This is a genomic window from Paucibacter sp. M5-1 (assembly GCF_027498415.2).
Taxonomy (GTDB): Bacteria; Pseudomonadota; Gammaproteobacteria; order Burkholderiales; family Burkholderiaceae_C; genus Roseateles_E.
Genome location: NZ_JAPZLM020000001.1, coordinates 455,916 through 471,803 on the forward strand (window position 1 = coordinate 455,916; position 15,888 = coordinate 471,803).

Sequence of the window (15,888 nt, forward strand, 5' to 3'; positions counted from 1 at the left end):
GCGTCCCGGGCCACAATCGGCGCCAACGCACCAAGGGACGCAAAACATGTCGATTGATCGCTGCCAGATGCTGGATCTGCCCAAGATCCATGATCCGCGCGGGAACCTGACCTTTATCGAAGGCGGGGACCATGTGCCCTTCGATATCCAGCGGGTCTACTACCTTTATGACGTGCCCGGCGGCTCCGAGCGCGGCGGCCATGCGCACAAGGAGCTGCACCAGTTCATCGTCGCGATGTCGGGCAGCTTCGATGTGGTGCTGGACGACGGCAAGGAGAAGAAGCGCGTCCATCTGAACCGCTCCTACAACGGCCTCTATGTCTGCCCGATGATCTGGCGCGAGCTGGACAACTTCTCCTCGGGCGCGGTCTGCATGGTGCTGGCCTCGAACAAGTACAGCGAGGACGACTACTACCGCGACTACGCCGAGTTCATGCGCGCGCGCTGGAGCAAGTGATGGCGGGGTCGATTCCTTTTCTCGATCTCAAGCGCATCAACGCGGCTCACGAGCCGGGCATACGCGCCGGCATCGACCGGGTGCTGAACTCGGGCTGGTATGTGCTGGGCGAGGAGGTCGCGGCCTTCGAGCGCGAGTTCGCCGACTACTGCGAGGCCAAGCACTGCATCGGTGTCGCCGATGGGCTGGACGCGCTGCAGCTGCTGCTGCGCGCCTATGGCATCGGCCCGGGCGACGAGGTGATCGTGCCGTCCAACACCTTTATCGCTACCTGGCTGGCGGTCAGCCAGGCGGGGGCGCGGCCGGTGCCGGTCGAGCCCGATCCCCGCACCCACAATCTGGACCCGCGCCTGATCAAGGCCGCGATCACGCCGCGCACCCGCGTCATCATGCCGGTCCATCTCTACGGCCAGCCGGCCGAGATGGACACCATCATGGCGATCGCCGCCGAGCACGGGCTCAAGGTCATCGAGGACGCGGCCCAGGCCCATGGCGCGCGCTATCGAGGCCGCCGCACCGGCAGCCTCGGTGATGCGGCCGGCTTCAGCTTCTACCCGGGCAAGAACCTCGGTGCGCTGGGCGATGGCGGCGCGATCACCACCGATGACGAGGCGCTGGCAGCCAAGCTGCGCATGCTGCGCAACTACGGCTCCAGCATCAAATACAAGCATGAGATGGCCGGCGTCAACTCGCGGCTCGACGAGATCCAGGCGGCGGTGCTGCGCGCCAAGCTGCCGGCGCTGGACGAAGAAAACGCCGCGCGCCGCCGCGTCGCGGCCCTGTATCTGCAGGCGCTGGACGGCTTGCCACTGCAACTGCCCCAGGTGGCGGACGGCGCTGAGCCGGTCTGGCATCTGATGGTGGTGGCCACGCCGCGCCGCGCCGCGCTGCAGGCGGCGCTGACGGCCGCGCAGATCGGCCATCTGGTGCACTACCCGACCGCCTGCCACCAGCAGCAGGCCTATGCCGACCAGGCCTGGCCGGCGCTGCCGATTGCCGAGCGCCTGCAGCACGAGGTGCTGAGCCTGCCGATCGCGCCCTATATGACGGCCGAGGAGGTCGGTCGCGTGGCCGCCGTGATCCGCGCCGTGCTGGGCTGAGCCGCCATGCAGATCACCACCCTGGTGCCGGCCTACAAGCCCAAATACCTGATCGAGCTGCTGACCGCGCTGCGCCACCAGACCGTCAAACCGGCCCGTGTCATCATCTCCGACGACAGCCCCGACCAGGCTTTTGTCGCGGCGTTGAGCGCCGAGCCGCTGAAAAGCCTGGTGGCCGATCTGGCCATCGAGGTCGTCGCCGGGCCGCGCAGCGGCGCCTACGACAACTTCCGCCACCTGCTGTGGCTGTTCCGCCAGCGCCCCACCGAGCTGTTCCATCTGCTGCTGGACGATGACATTCCCTATCCGAGCTTCTACGAGCGCCATCTGCTGGCCCATAGCAGCGGCCAGGTCAATGTCGCGGTAAGCCGGCGCTGGACCGCCACCGAGAGCGGCCAGCCGATCCGCGATCTGCCGGTGCCCGAGGCGGTGGCCAGCTTTCCGCAGCGCCTGCTGGAGCTGCGTGCCGAACTGCTGTTCCAGCACACGGCCGGGCGCAGCGGCAACTGGCTGGGCGAGTTCTCGAACGCGACCTTCCGCGCCGCGATGGCCGAGCCGCTGGACGATCCCAGCCTGGATGGCATCTGCTTCACCGGCCTGGAGGATCTGGGCGCCTTTCTGAAGGCCAGCGTGGACAAGCCGCTGGCCTTTATTAATGAGCATCTGGGCTTCTTCCGCACCAGCGCGGCGCAGCACTCGGCCAACCCGATGGGGCGGCCGCTGAAGCTGGCCCATCTGGCCTATCTGGCGCTGACCCTGTCCGGGCGCCGCCTGGGCCTCTTGAGCGCCGAGGCGGCGGCCCAGAACATCGCCGGCCTGGCCCCGCTGATTGCGCATCGCTATGGCGCCCAGGAGGATCTGGCCGCGCTCGGCGCGGTGCTGCCGGCGCTGGGCCGTGGCGAGCCCGGGGCCGAGGCGGAGTTCCTGGCGCTGTGGCAGGTCTATAGCGGTGCGGCGGCGCGGCGTGCGCTGCCGCTGGTGGCCTGAGGCCCTCGGATGATGAGCGAAGAAGAGCGCTTGTCCGAGTTCCTGGCCGCCGAGCGCGCGCTGGCCGAGGCCAATCACCAACGCCTGGCCGCTCTGTATGACCGGCCCTTTGGCGCGCTGTCGACCGACCAGGTGGCGATCACCGGAGTCGATGGCTGGCAGTTCATCGCCAATGGCAATAACAGCTGGGAGCAGCAATACCTGGGCGAGCTGCGCCTGAGCGAGGCCGGCCTGGCCGAATGGCGCCAGGTGTTCGAGCGCCGGCTCGCGGCCAGCGCGGCCATAGGCGCGCGCTTCGCCCATCTGGTCGTCCCCGAGAAGCAGTCCATCATCCCCGAGGCCCGCTGGCCCGCCGGCTCGGCCCAGGTGCGCGGCGAGCGGCCGGTGCAGCAGCTGCTGCAGGCCATGCCGGCCGGCGCCCTGGTCTATCCGCTGGAGCGGCTGCGTGCCGAATCCTGGCGGGCGGAGCTGGTGTTTCGCGGCAACAGCCATTGGGCCCTCAGCGGCGCCTGGTTCGGCTTTGCCGCGCTGATGGCCACGGTCTGGCCCGAGCGGCATTTCGATGTCCGGCTGCTGCCGCTGATGCGCAGCTGGTGGCGCCATGATCTGCTGCTGAAGTACACGGCCGAGCCCTGCTACGAGAGCGTGCTGAGCATCGCCCGGCGCGCACCGCCGGTCTATGACAACCGCCTGATGGCCACCACCGGCGCCCATGTCGGCAACCATTACGTGCTGCAGAACCCGGCCGCGCCCTATCAGGAAGCGGTCGTGATCTTCGGCGACAGCTATGCCTTCGACATCGGTTTCTCGGACCTGCTGGCGAGCTTCTTCGGCCAGGTGCACTTTGTCTGGAACACGATGATCGATTTTCGCTACTGCAAGAGCGTCGGCGCCCGTCTGGTGCTGGTGGAGAGTGCCGAGCGTTATCTGGTGCGGGCCCACCCGATGGACTTGCTGCCTGATTGAGAACCCCATGAAGATCTGCCTGGTCCAGTACAACCCCTTCCACCCCAAGGTGGGCATTCTCGACGCCTATAACGAGGTGGTGGAGTCCTACCACTGGGGTTTTGCCGCGCTGGGCCACGAGGTGCAGCGCCGAATCAACCACTTCGATCCCGAGGCGCTGAACATCGTGTTCGGCTTTCAGATCCCGCTGCAGCTGGGCCTGATCGACAGCTTTCCGAGCGGCACCATCTTCTTCAATATGGAGCGCTATGCGGACAAGGATCTGCGCGGCACCGGTGCCCAGTATGTGGCCGACCGTTTTCAGATCTGGGACTACAGCCAGAGCAATGTCGCGAGCTGGAATGCGATCAATCCGCGCTTCCCGGCCTACCACGCGCTGACCGCCTATGCGCCGAACCTGGAGAAGGTGCCGCAGGGCGTGGCCCAGGACATCGACGTGCTGTACTACGGCAATATCACCGCCGACCGCATGGAGGCGCTGCACAAGGTGTCTGGCCTGCGCCGCGACTTGAGCGGGCTGTCGGTGATGACCTTGTGCAATGTCTGGGGCAAGCAGCGCGACGAGTTCATCGCCCGCGCCAAGGTGGTGGTGAACTTTTCGCGCGGCACTATCTTCGAGATCGTGCGCGTCTCCTATCTGCTGGCCAATCGCAAGGCAGTGGTCTGCGACTACAGCGAGGAACTGGAGATCGAGGACGATCTGCGCCAGGACGGCGCGCTGCAGTTCGTCAAGACCGAGCAGCTGCAGGCCGCCTGCGAGGCCCTGGTGGCCGATGACGCGGCGCGCGAGCGTTATGCGCTGCAGGGCTATGAGCTGATGCGCCGGCGCGATATCCGCACGGTGATCCAGCGCTTCTTCGACAAGCACCCGGCCTAGGCCGGACACCCCATCCCGACCCAACCCGCCGCGCCGCGGGTTTTTTTGCGTCCGCAGCCAGCCCACCATTGAAAAAGGCCCGGATGCCTGGGTCGGCATCCGGGCCCTTGGGGGGCGCCTGGCCTTCTAGATCAGCGGCGGCAGGCGGTTCAGGTCGTCCTCATCGCTGGGCTTGAGCCTCAGCAGCGCGGCATCCGGACCGCTGGTCTGAGGCGGCGTCACCACAGCGCTCGGCAGGGCGCCCAGCAGATTGGCCTCGGGCTGGGCCAGCAGGTCGCTGAGCTGAGGCGGCTGATCCTTGGCGAACCAGACATCGGCCATCGCGTGGTTGGCGCCATCGGTGGTGGTGTAGCTGGACACCAGACCCAGCAGATTGCCGTTGTCGATCTCGGTGCCGGTGCTGGCCTTCAGATCCAGCGAGCCGATGCCCATATCGACCAGGCCGCGCAGCTCGTTGACATCGGTCTTGCCGTCGCTATTGCCGTCCACCCAGACCTTGAGCTTGTAGAACTCGGCATCGTTGGCATCCAGCTTGTGGTCGCCATTGCTGTCGAGATCCAGCATCGCCGCGAAGCCGTTGCCCGCGCGCTGACCGCTGCTCAAGGTGGTGCCGGTGCCGAACAGCTCGCTGCCGTCATTGATCTGGCCGTCACCATTCCGGTCCATCGCCAGCAGACCGTCCTGCTTGCCCGCCCAACCCCAGCGCTGGGCATTGCCCGTGCCGTTCATGTCGAAGCTGACGCCCTCGCTGGCCGCCAGGGTCTGGACACCGTTGCCGTCCAGATCCAGCACGATGGGGGTGGCCAGGAACAGCGCATCGATCTGACCGGAGTCCATCGCGCTCATCTGCTCGGAGGTGAAGGCCGAGACCTGATCCATGGTCATGCTGGCCAGATCCCGGGTTTCGAAGCCCTGGATCTGCTCGGTGGCGAAGGACACGATCTGCGCGGTGCTCAGCCCGTCAATCTGGCCGGTGCTCAGTGCCGTGATGTCCTCGGTGGCCAGGGCACGGATGTGCTCGGTCTCCAGTGCCCCGACCTGCACGGAGCTCAGGCTGGCGACCTGGGCGGTGCTCATCGCAACGATGTCGGCCGTTTCCAGCGCGGTGACCTGTATCGTGCTCAGACCCGCGACCTGCTGGGTGCTCAGCGCGGCGACCTGCTCGGTGCTCAGGGCCTCGATATGCTCGGTCGACAGGCTGCGCAGGGCCGCCGTGCTCAGAGCACGCAGCTCTTCGGTCGCGATCGCCTGCAGATCCGCCGTCTCGATGCCCTGGACCTGGGCGCTGCTGATGGCCGCCCACTGTGCACTGCCCAAGGCTTCGATCTGGCCGCTGCTCAGCGCGTTGAAGTCCGCCGAGTCCAGGGCACGCAGATTGGCCGTGCTGATGGCCGCGATGTCTTCGCTGTCCAGCGCCGCAATCTGGTGGGTGCCCATGGCGCCGAGCTGCGACGAGGTCAGCGCCGTGACCTGGCTGCTGCTCAGCGCTGCCACATCCTCGGTGGCCAGCGAGGCGACCTGGGCCGTGCTCAGTGCGCCGAGCTGCAGATTGCTCAGCTGAGTCATCTGCTCGGTGCTCAGCGCGCCGAGCTGCTCGGTGCTGAGGGCTCGCAGGCTGAAGATATTGATCGCACGCAGATCCTGCGATTCAAGCGCCAGGACTTGCGCGGTGGCCAGGCCCTGGATCTGCACCGAGGTCAGCGCTGCGAAGTGCTGGGTGCCCAGCGCGTTCAGATCCTCGGTCGCCAGGGTGTTGATCTGGGCCGAGCTCAGCGCGCTCGCCTGGGCCACGCTCAGTGCCGCGACCTGCTCGGAGCTCAGCGCCTCGATCCGGTCGGTGGCGAGCGCACGCAGGGTGGCCGTACCGAGGGCGCCGATGTCGGCGGTCTCGATCGCGACGATTTGCTGCGTGGTCAGGCCCGATGCCTGGGCCGAGCTTAGCGCACCGATCTGGTTGCTGCTCAGCGCGACGATCTGCTCGGAGCTCAGCACCGACAGCTGGCCGGTGGTCAGCGCCCGGATGCTGGCCGAGCTGATGGCCTGCAGATCCGCAGTTTCCAGCGACGAGACCTGCAAGGTCGACAGGCTGGCCAGCTGCACCGACGAGAGGCCGGCGAACTGGTCGGTGCGGAAGGCGTTCAGGTCCTCGGTGGTCAGACCGCTGATCTGGGCCGTGCCCAGGCCGGCGATCTGGGCGCCGGTCAGTGCACCGATCTGGGCCGAGCTGAAGGCCTCGAACTGCGCCGTCGTCAGGCCGCGCAGCGCCGCCGAGGTGATGGACGACACATCGGCCGTCTGCATCGCCTCGATCTGGGCCGTGCCCATGCCGGCGATCTGGCCCGAGCTCAGGGCGGCGACCTGCTGGGTCAGCAAGGCCTCGATGTTCTCGGTCGAGAGCGCGCCGATCTGGGCCGAGCTCAGCGCCCGCACCTGTTCGGTCTTCAGGGCCTGCAGATCCTCACTGGTCAGCGTGGCCATCTGGGCGGTGGTGAGCCCGCCGAGCTGGCCGGTGCTCAGCGAACGCACCTGGTCACTGCTCAGTCCGGCCAGGTCCTCGCTGCTCAGATTGGCCAGTTGGGTGGTGGACAGCGCGGCCACCTGTGCGGTCTGCAGCACCGAGATCTCTGCCGAGCCCAGGCTGTCGAGCTGTGCGGTCGACAGCGCACGGACGGCGGCGGTCGACAGTGCACGCAGGTCTTCGGACTCCATCGCCAGCAACTGGTCGGTGTTCAGGCCGGCGACCTGGGCCGAGCCCAGGGCTGCGACCTGCTGGGTCTGCAGATCCTCGATGTTCTCGGTCGACAGGGCCGCCAGCTGAGCCGAGCTCAGCGCGCGGATCTGTTCGGTCTTCAGCGCTTGCAGGTCCTCGCTGGTGATGTTGGCCAGCTGGGCCGTGCTCAGGCTGACGATCTGACCGGTGCTCAGTGCGCGCAGCTGGTCGCTGCTCAGCGCGGCCAGGTCCTCGCTGCTCATGCTGCTCAGTTGAGTGGTCGACAAGGCCGCCACCTGACCGGTAGCCAGTGCGCCGATCTGCTCGGAGGCCAGGCTGTCGAGCTGGGCGGTGCTCAGCGCCCGCAGCGCGGCCGTGTTCATCGCTCGCAGGTCGGCCGACTCCATGGCCGCCAATTGATCGGTCTCCAGACCGCCGACCTGGGCGGAACCCAGGGCCGCGACCTGCTGGCTTTGCAAGGCAACGATGTTCTCGCTGCTCAGCGCACCCAACTGGGCCGAGCCCAGCGCGCGGATCTGCTCGGTCTTCAGCGCTTGCAAGTCCTCGCTGGTGATCTTGGCCAGCTGAGCCGTCGAGAGCCCGGCAATCTGGCCGGTACCCAAGGCGCGCACCTGGTCGCTGGTCAGTGCCGCCAGATCCTCGCTGCTCATATTGGCCAGCTGGGTGGTCGACAGCGCAGCGACCTGGGCCGTGGCCAGTGCACCGATCTGCTCGGAAGCCAGGCTGTCGAGCTGGGCGGTGGACAGGGCGCGCAAGGCGGCCGTGTTCATCGCGCGCAGGTCGGCAGACTCCATCGCCGCGAGCTGGTCGGTTTCCAGACCGCCGACCTGGGCCGAGCCCAGGGCCGCGACTTGCTGGGTCTGCAGCGCGACGATGCTTTCTGTGGACAGCGCACCGAGCTGGGCCGAGCCCAGAGCGCGGATCTGCTCGGTCTTGAAGGCCTGCAGATCATCGCTGGCGATGGTGGAGACCTGGGCGGTGCTCAGGCCGCCGATCTGTGCCGTGGTCAGTGCGCGAACCTGGTCGCTGGTGAAGGCGGCAAAGTCATCGCTGCTCAGATTGGCCAGCTGGGTGGTGGACAGGGCGGCTACCTGTGCTGTTGCCAGACCGGCCAACTGATCGGTGCTCAGGCCATCAATCTGCGCGGTCGACAGGGCGCGCAAGGCGGCCGTGTTCATCGCCCGCAGGTCGGCCGACTCCATGGCCGCCAGTTGATCGGTCTCCAGACCTCCGACCTGGGCGGAACCCAGGGCCCCAACCTGCTGGCTTTGCAAGGCGACGATGTTCTCGCTGCTCAGCGCACCGAGCTGGGCCGAGCCCAGCGCGCGGACCTGTTCGGTCTTCAGCGCTTGCAGGTCTTCGCTGGTCAGATTGGCCATCTGGCCGGTGCTCAGACCACCGATCTGGCCGGTGCTCAGCGCACGCACCTGGTCGCTGGTCAGCGCCGCGAGGTCCTCGCTGCTCATATTGGCCAGCTGGGTGGTCGACAGCGCAGCGACCTGGGCCGTGGCCAGTGCACCGATCTGCTCGGAAGCCAGGCTGTCGAGCTGGGCGGTGGACAGGGCGCGCAAGGCGGCCGTGTTCATCGCGCGCAGGTCGGCAGACTCCATGGCCGCGAGCTGGTCGGTTTCCAGACCGCCGACCTGGGCCGAGCCCAGGGCCGCGACCTGTTGGGTCTGCAGCGCAACGATGCTCTCGGTGCTCAGCGCGCCCAGCTGGGCCGAGCCCAGGGCGCGGATCTGCTCGGTCTTGAAGGCTTGCAGATCATCGCTGGCGATGGTGGAGACCTGGGCGGTGCTCAGGCCGCCGATCTGGGCCGTGGTCAGTGCGCGGACCTGGTCGCTGGTGAAGGCGGCAAAGTCATCGCTGCTCAGATTGGCCAGCTGGGTGGTGGACAGGGACGCAACCTGCACGGTGGCCAGGCCGGCCAGCTGGTCCGTGCTCAGGCCATCAATCTGCGCGGTCGACAGGGCGCGCAGCGCGGCCGTGTTCATTGCCCGCAGATCGGCCGATTCCATCGCGGCCAGTTGATCGGTTTCCAGGCCGCCGACCTGGGCCGAGCCCAGAGCCGCGACCTGCTGGCTTTGCAAGGCAACGATGTTCTCCGAGGAGAGGGCGCCCAACTGGGCCGAGCCCAGGGCGCGGACCTGCTCGGTCTTCAGCGCCTGCAGGTCTTCGCTGGTCAGATTGGCCATCTGGCCGGTGCTCAGGCCACCGATCTGACCGGTGCTCAGCGCACGCACCTGATCGTTGGTCAGCGCCGCGAGGTCCTCGCTGCTCATATTGGCCAGCTGGGTGGTCGACAGCGCAGCGACCTGGGCCGTGGCCAGCGCACCGATCTGCTCGGAAGCCAGGCTGTCGAGCTGGGCGGTGGACAGGGCGCGCAAGGCGGCCGTGTTCATCGCGCGCAGGTCGGCCGACTCCATCGCCGCGAGCTGGTCGGTTTCAAGCCCGCCGACCTGGGCCGAGCCCAGGGCCGCGACCTGCTGGGTCTGCAGCGCGACGATGCTTTCTGTGCTCAGCGCACCGAGCTGGGCCGAGCCCAGGGCGCGGATCTGCTCGGTCTTGAAGGCTTGCAGATCATCGCTGGCGATGGTGGAGACCTGGGCGGTGCTCAGGCCACCGATCTGGGCCGTGGTCAGCGCGCGGACCTGGTCGCTGGTGAAGGCGGCGAAGTCATCGCTGCTCAGATTGGCCAGTTGGGTGGTGGACAGGGACGCAACCTGCACGGTGGCCAGGCCGGCCAGTTGGTCCGTGCTCAGGCCGTCGATCTGCGCGGTGCTCAGGGCGCGCAAGGCGGCCGTGTTCATCGCACGCAGGTCGGCCGACTCCATGGCCGCCAGTTGATCGGTTTCAAGGCCGCCGACCTGGGCCGAGCCCAAGGCCGCGACTTGCTGGGTTTGCAGCGCGACGATGTTCTCGCTGCTCAGCGCACCCAGCTGGGCCGAGCCCAGCGCGCGGATCTGCTCGGTCTTGAAGGCCTGCAGATCTTCGCTGGTGATCGTGGCCATCTGGCCCGTCGTGAGCCCGGCGATTTGAGCGGTGCTCAGCGCACGGATCTGGTCGCTGGTCAGCGCGCTCAGATCATCGCTGCTGAGGTTGCCCAGCTGCGGCGCCGAGCTCAGTGCGGCGATCTGCTGGGTGGACAGCGCGGCGATCTGCTCCGAACTGAGTCCGTCGATCTGGGCAGTGGACAGCGCACGCAAGGCGGCCGTGTTCATCGCGCGCAGGTCGGCCGATTCCATGGCGGCCAGTTGCTCCGTCTCCAAGCCAGCGACCTGGGCCGAGCCCAGGGCAGCGACCTGCTGGGTCTGCAGCGCAGCAATATTCTCCGTGCTCAGGGCGCCGAGCTGGGCCGAGCCCAGCGCGCGTATCTGCTCGGTCTTCAGCGCCTGCAGATCCTCGCTGGTGATATTGGCCAGCTGAGCCGTACTCAGACCACCGAGCTGACCGGTGGTCAGCGCGCGGACCTGATCGCTGGTCAGCGCGGCGAGATCCTCGCTGCTCAGATTGGCCAGCTGGGTGGTGGACAGGGCGGCCACTTGGGCCGTGGCCAGGCCGGCCAGCTGATCAGTGCTCAGGCCGTCGATCTGGGCGGTGCTCAGGGCGCGCAAGGCGGCCGTGTTCATCGCCCGCAGGTCGGCCGATTCCATCGCGGCCAGCTGGTCGGTCTCCAGACCGCCGACCTGGGCCGAGCCCAGGGCCGCCACTTGCTGGCTTTGCAGCGCAACGATGTTCTCCGAGGCGAGGGCGCCGAGCTGGGCCGAGCCCAGGGCGCGGATCTGCTCGGTCTTGAAGGCCTGCAGATCCTCGCTGGTGATATTGGCCATCTGGCCCGTCGTGAGCCCGCCGATCTGGCCGGTGCTCAAGGCACGCATCTGGTCACTGGTGAGTGCCGCCAGATCTTCGCTGCTCATATTGGCCAGCTGGACGGTCGACAGCGCGGCGACCTGGGCCGTGGCCAGCGCACCGATCTGCTCGGACGCCAGGCTGTCGAGCTGGGCGGTGGACAGGGCACGCAAGGCAGCCGTGTTCATCGCACGCAGGTCGGCCGACTCCATCGCCGCGAGCTGGTCGGTTTCCAGACCGCCGACCTGGGCCGAGCCCAGGGCCGCCACTTGCTGGGTCTGCAGCGCGACGATGCTTTCTGTGGACAGCGCACCGAGCTGGGCCGAGCCCAGGGCGCGGATCTGCTCGGTCTTGAAGGCCTGCAGATCGTCGCTGGCAATGGTGGAGACCTGGGCCGTCGTGAGCCCACCGATCTGGCCGGTGCTCAGTGCGCGAACCTGGTCGCTGGTGAAGGCGGCGAAGTCGTCGCTGCTCAGATTGGCCAGTTGGGTGGTGGACAGGGCGGCTACCTGTGCTGTTGCCAGACCGGCCAACTGATCGGTGCTCAGGCCATCGATCTGCGCGGTCGACAGGGCGCGCAGTGCGGCCGTGTTCATCGCGCGCAGATCGGCCGATTCCATAGCCGCCAGCTGATCAGTCTCCAAGCCACCAACCTGGGCGGAACCCAGGGCTGCGACTTGCTGGCTTTGCAGCGCAACGATGTTCTCCGAGGCCAGGGCGCCGAGCTGGGCCGAGCCCAGGGCGCGGATCTGCTCGGTCTTCAGGGCCTGCAGATCATCGCTGGCCAGGGTCGAGACCTGGGCCGTCGTGAGCCCGGCGATCTGGCTGGTGCTCAGGGCGCGGATCTGGTCGCTGGTCAGCGCGCTCAGGTCTTCGCTGCTGAGGTTGCCCAGCTGCGGTGCGGAGCTCAGCGCGGCGATCTGGGCCGAGCTCAGTGCGGCGATCTGGTCCGTGCCCAGGGCGTCGAGCTGGGCGGTGGAGAGGGCGCGCAAGGCGGCGGTGCTCAGCGCGCGCAGATCATCCGACTCCATGGCCACCAACTGGTCGGTGCTCAGACCGGCGACCTGGGACGAGCTCAGTGCCGCGACCTGCTGGGTTTGCAGATCTTCGATGTTCTCGGTGGACAGCGCGCCCAGCTGGGCCGAACCCAGGGCGCGAATCTGATCGGTCTTCAGCGCCTGCAGGTCTTCGCTGGTGATATTTGCCAGCTGGGCCGTGCTCAGACCGGCGATCTGGCCGGTGCCCAGGGCGCGAATCTGGTCGCTGGTCAAAGCGGCGAGATCCTCGCTGCTGAGGTTGGCCAGCTGCTGGGTGGACAGCGCGGCGACCTGGCCCGTTGCCAGGCCCGCCAGCTGCTCCGTGCCCAGGCCGTCGATCTGGGCGGTGGACAGGGCGCGCAAGGCGGCCGTGTTCAGCGCGCGCAGGTCGGCCGACTCCATAGCCGCCAGTTGATCGGTCTCAAGACCGCCGACCTGGGCCGAGCCCAGCGCTGCGACCTGCTGGCTTTGCAGCGCGACGATGTTCTCGCTGGACAGCGCACCCAGCTGGGCCGAGCCCAGCGCGCGGATCTGTTCGGTCTTCAGCGCCTGCAGATCCTCGCTGGTGATCGTGGCCAGCTGGGCCGTCGTGAGCCCGGCAATCTGGCCGGTGCCCAAGGCGCGCACCTGATCGCTGCCCAGCGCGGCGAGGTCCTCGCTGCTCATCGCGGCCAGCTGGCCGGTCGACAAGGCGGCGACCTGGCCGGTGGCCAGCGCCGCGATCTGCTCGGAAGCGAGGCTGTCAAGCTGGGCGGTGGACAGCGCGCGCAGTGCGGCGGTGTTCAGCGCGCGCAGATCGGCCGACTCCATCGCGGCCAGTTGCTCGGTTTCCAGACCGCCGACCTGGGCCGAGCCCAGGGCCGCGACCTGCTGGCTTTGCAGCGCAGCGATGTTCTCGGTGCTCAGCGCACCCAGCTGGGCCGAGCCCAGCGCACGCACCTGCTCGGTCTTCAGGGCCTGCAAGTCATCGCTGGCAAAGTTGGCCAGCTGGCCGGTGCTCAGGCCGGCGATCTGGCCGGTGCTCAGCGCACGCAGCTGTTCACTGCCCAGCGCGCTCAAGTCCTCGCTGGCCAGATTGGCCAGCTGCGAGGTGGACAGCCCGGCCACCTGCTGGGTGGCCAGGCCGGCAATCTGTTCGGAGGCCAGGCTGTCGAGCTGGGCGCTGGAGAAGGCGCGCAGCGCGGCGGTGCTGATGGCGCGCAGATCGGCCGATTCAATCGCGGCCAGTTGTTCCGTCTCCAAGCCGCCGACCTGGGCCGAACCCAGGGCCGCGACCTGCTGGGTCTGCAGCGCCACGATGTTTTCGGTGCTCAACGCGCCCAGCTGGGCCGAACCCAGCGCGCGCACCTGCTCGGTCTTGAAGGCCTGCAAGTCCTCGCTGGTCAGGTTGGCGAGCTGAGCGCTGCCCAGACCGGCGATCTGGCCGGTGCTCAGGGCGCGGACCTGCTCGCTGCTGAAGGCGGCCAGGTCTTCGCTGCTGAGGTTGGCCAGCTGAGTGGTCGTCAAGGCGGCCACCTGCTGGGTGGCCAGTGCCGCGATCTGGTCGGAGCCCAGACTGTCAAGCTGAGCCGTGCTCAGCGCCCGCAGGGCGGCCGTGCCCAGCGCTCGCAGATCGGCCGATTCCATCGCGGCCAGCTGCGCCGTACCGAGGCCGCCGACCTGGGTCGAGCCCAGCGCCGCGACCTGCTGGCTTTGCAAGGCGACGATGTTTTCGCTGCTCAGGCCGCCGACCTGGGCCGAGTTCAGCGCGCGCACCTGCTCGGTCTTCAGGGCCTGCAAGTCCTCGCTGGTCAGGTTGGCGACCTGGTGGGTCGACAAATTGGAGACCTGGTTGCTGGTCAGTGCGCGGATCTGCTCGCTGGCCAGCGCGCTGATGTCATCGCTGCCGAAGCTGCCGAGCTGGGCCGTCGAGAAGGCGCTGACTTGCTGGGTCTTCAGCGCACCGAACTGCTCGGAGCCCATCGCGTCGATCTGGGCGCTGCTGATGACCTTGACCGCCTGCGTGCTGAGCATGCGCAGGTCTTCGGTCTGTATCACCGCGAACTGGGCGGTCGACAGCTGGGCCACCGCGTTGGTGGTCAGGTAGTTGAACTGGCTGGTGGTCAGCGCCTGGATCTGTTCGGTACTGAACGCCGCCCAATCGGCGCTCCCCAGCTTTGACAGGGTGCTGGTGGACAGGGCGGCAATTTGCGCAGTACTGAGGTTCTCGATGAGAGAGGCCATGGTCAGCTCCAGGAGCGTGTAAGTTGGGCCCCACGCATCACGATGGCTTGCGCAGGGCAGAAATTCCGGCAGCACGCGAGTCGATCAGGGCTGCGACGGCGTTCCGGCTCGCAGCCCTTGCCGGGACGCGAGTCGCTTGCGAACGCCTTGCAGGTGATCTACCTACGATGGCCTATGGTCGGATTTCGGACAGGCACCGGCAAACTTGAGCGTGACGGCAGATCCGCCGGGCGCAATGGCCGGGGAACTGGGCTGCTGGTGGTACCGGCGCATGGCCGCGATCTTTCCATCGTCCGCATGCTAGAGGGCCTGGGCGGGCGCTGATCGCCCCAAAAACAGCCGCTTTGACTGACTGTTTCTTACTTCGCCGGGCTGGCCGCCAGGCTCAGTGCCGCAAAGACCTCGCGGTGCCGGGCCCCGACAGCGAACGGCGCCATCACGGCGGCGATACGCTGTTCCACAAGCTGGGCCTGGGCCACATCCGGGCCGTAGACCTCCATCCAGGTCAGCAGGGCTGCATCGTCATCGCGGCGCTGCAGCAGCCGCACCGGCGCCTCGCCCCGGGCCTGCTCGAAGGCCGCCAGTGCGGCCTCGGCCTGCGCCGGGCCGAGCTTGTAATAGATATAGAGCTCGGCCTGGACGGCGCTGCTCACTGCGGCTCGCCCACCGGATAAGGGAGCGCGCGCGGACTCAGCGCCGGGCCTTCGGCGCTGCCCAGATGCAGGCTGCCGGCCTCCAGCGCCGCCAGCTTGACCTCGGCCAGCAGCAGGGTCTGGCCTTCGCGCCGCGCCGCAGCGGCCACAAGGCCGGCCGGCTGGGCCGGGTCTTCGCTGTGGAACAGCTCCTGGCCGATCACCGCCTGGGCAGCGCCCTCGGCGGCAAACATCAAGGTGCGGCGCTTGACCGTGCCGCGGTACTGGCTGCGCGCCACCACCTCCTGGCCGGGATAGCAGCCCTTCTGGAAGTTCACCCCGCCCAGCAGCTCCAGATTGAGCATCTGCGGCACGAACTGCTCGACCGTCGCGCCGCGCACCCAGGCCAAGCCGGCCTGCACCTCCAGCCATTGCCAGTCGGCCTCGGCCAGCGCGGGCAGGGCGGGGGCCGGGTCCTGCGCCGGCTGCAGCAGCGCGTAGCGGGCCGCTCCGCCGGCGGCCTCGGGCAGTTTCACGACCAGGGCCGCGCCGATGCGGGCCACGCCCCAGACCTCGGCCGGCGCGGCCTCGCCCAGCCAGGCGCTGGCCGCCGGGCCGGCCAGGCCCCACAGCGCCCAGTCGGCGCTGGCATCGCTGAGCTTGCACTTGGCCCGCAGTACAAACATCGAGAGCCGCTTCAGGGTCGGCGCCAGCAGCTCGGCCGGCAGGGCCAGCAGCAGCTCATCGCCGGTGTTCTTGACGGCCAGCAAGGTGGCCAGCAACCGGCCCTTGGCCGAGCAGTAGCCGGCCAGCCGGGCCTGATCGAGGGGCTGCAGCGCGATGTCCTGGGTCAGCTGGCCGTGCAGAAACTTGGCGGCTTCCTCGCCCTGGGCGCGCATCAGGCCCCAGTCGGCCAGGCGCAGCGCGCCGCCGGTGATGGTGGAAGTGGTGTGGGTGGGTTCGCTCATGGCCCCGATTATCATCAGCGCCCACATCACCTTCGGAAAGCTCAGGTCTTGGCCCGCCATC

8 protein-coding genes are annotated in these 15,888 nt (G+C 68.1%); 5 read left to right on the top strand and 3 right to left on the bottom strand.

Annotated features, from left to right (window positions below; all coding sequences use genetic code 11):
* Window positions 1-46 precede the first annotated feature (46 nt).
* The 5 genes from O5M90_RS02095 to O5M90_RS02115 are packed head-to-tail and all read left to right on the top strand — an operon-like array spanning window position 47 to window position 4,387.
* Window positions 47-457, top strand: a complete 411-nt coding sequence (locus tag O5M90_RS02095) for a sugar 3,4-ketoisomerase (RefSeq protein WP_137940616.1) — start codon at window positions 47-49, stop codon at window positions 455-457.
* Window positions 457-1,557 carry a DegT/DnrJ/EryC1/StrS aminotransferase family protein gene (locus O5M90_RS02100; protein ID WP_269841804.1) on the top strand — a complete coding sequence of 367 codons (1,101 nt, stop codon included), beginning with the start codon at window positions 457-459 and terminating at the stop codon, window positions 1,555-1,557. Before O5M90_RS02095 ends, O5M90_RS02100 begins: the two co-directional genes overlap by 1 nt.
* Window positions 1,558-1,563: 6 nt before the next feature.
* The gene (locus O5M90_RS02105; protein WP_262972988.1) at window positions 1,564-2,544 is read left to right on the top strand and encodes a glycosyltransferase family A protein; all 981 of its coding nucleotides are present in this window, start codon (window positions 1,564-1,566) and stop codon (window positions 2,542-2,544) included.
* A gap of 12 nt (window positions 2,545-2,556) precedes the next feature.
* Window positions 2,557-3,510 carry a hypothetical protein gene (locus O5M90_RS02110; RefSeq protein ID WP_269841611.1) on the top strand — a complete coding sequence of 318 codons (954 nt, stop codon included), beginning with the start codon at window positions 2,557-2,559 and terminating at the stop codon, window positions 3,508-3,510.
* A 7-nt stretch (window positions 3,511-3,517) separates the two neighbouring features.
* The gene (locus O5M90_RS02115; RefSeq protein ID WP_269841610.1) at window positions 3,518-4,387 is read left to right on the top strand and encodes a hypothetical protein; all 870 of its coding nucleotides are present in this window, start codon (window positions 3,518-3,520) and stop codon (window positions 4,385-4,387) included.
* A 126-nt stretch (window positions 4,388-4,513) separates the two neighbouring features.
* Here O5M90_RS02115 and O5M90_RS02120 read toward each other — a convergent pair whose 3' ends face one another.
* From O5M90_RS02120 to ygfZ, 3 genes are all read right to left on the bottom strand, one after another.
* Complete coding sequence (locus O5M90_RS02120) at window positions 4,514-14,227, bottom strand: hypothetical protein (protein ID WP_269841609.1); 9,714 nt, start codon at window positions 14,225-14,227, stop codon at window positions 4,514-4,516.
* A gap of 359 nt (window positions 14,228-14,586) precedes the next feature.
* Window positions 14,587-14,880: a DUF4936 family protein gene (locus O5M90_RS02125; RefSeq protein ID WP_269841608.1), complete on the bottom strand. Its 294-nt coding sequence runs from the start codon at window positions 14,878-14,880 to the stop codon at window positions 14,587-14,589.
* Window positions 14,877-15,827 (bottom strand): CAF17-like 4Fe-4S cluster assembly/insertion protein YgfZ, encoded by a 951-nt coding sequence (ygfZ, locus tag O5M90_RS02130; RefSeq protein ID WP_269841607.1) that lies wholly within the window; start codon window positions 15,825-15,827, stop codon window positions 14,877-14,879. The genes O5M90_RS02125 and ygfZ overlap by 4 nt, the downstream gene beginning before the upstream one ends.
* Between the last annotated feature and the right edge of the window lie 61 nt (window positions 15,828-15,888).

Coding starts and splice junctions, on each gene's coding strand:
- O5M90_RS02120 (WP_269841609.1), bottom strand. CDS start 14,227: ATGGCCTCTCTCATCGAGAACCTCAGTACTGCGCAAATTGCCGCCCTG.
- O5M90_RS02105 (WP_262972988.1), top strand. CDS start 1,564: ATGCAGATCACCACCCTGGTGCCGGCCTACAAGCCCAAATACCTGATC.
- O5M90_RS02095 (WP_137940616.1), top strand. CDS start 47: ATGTCGATTGATCGCTGCCAGATGCTGGATCTGCCCAAGATCCATGAT.
- O5M90_RS02100 (WP_269841804.1), top strand. CDS start 457: ATGGCGGGGTCGATTCCTTTTCTCGATCTCAAGCGCATCAACGCGGCT.
- O5M90_RS02110 (WP_269841611.1), top strand. CDS start 2,557: ATGAGCGAAGAAGAGCGCTTGTCCGAGTTCCTGGCCGCCGAGCGCGCG.
- ygfZ (WP_269841607.1), bottom strand. CDS start 15,827: ATGAGCGAACCCACCCACACCACTTCCACCATCACCGGCGGCGCGCTG.
- O5M90_RS02115 (WP_269841610.1), top strand. CDS start 3,518: ATGAAGATCTGCCTGGTCCAGTACAACCCCTTCCACCCCAAGGTGGGC.